This window comes from Bradyrhizobium sp. Kon58, assembly GCF_055807455.1.
Genome location: NZ_JBVVOT010000292.1, coordinates 1 through 314, shown reverse-complemented (window position 1 = coordinate 314; position 314 = coordinate 1). Strand labels below are relative to the sequence as shown.

Annotated in this window: 1 protein-coding gene; it reads left to right on the top strand. The window is 65.0% G+C overall.

Annotation, left to right across the window (positions count from 1 at the left end):
• Window positions 1-314: CoA transferase subunit A (locus AC0L20_RS40525; protein WP_473295749.1), on the top strand; the 314-nt coding region annotated here is incomplete at both ends.

Below are 314 nucleotides of genomic sequence, written 5' to 3'. Positions count from 1 at the left end.
CAGCAATTCCTCGCCGGCGAGCTGGAACTCGAATTCAATCCGCAGGGCACGCTGGCCGAGCGCATCCGCGCCGGCGGGGCCGGCATTCCGGCCTTCTACACCAAGACCGGCGTCGGCACGCTGATCGCCGAAGGCAAGGAAGTGAAGGAGTTCGACGGCGAGAAGTATCTGATGGAACGCGGCCTGTTCGCCGAGCTCGCCATCGTGCACGCCTGGAAGGGCGACACCGCAGGCAATCTCATCTACCGCAAGACCGCGCGCAACTTTAACCCGATGATGGCGACCGCCGCCAAGGTCACGGTGGCCGAGGTCGA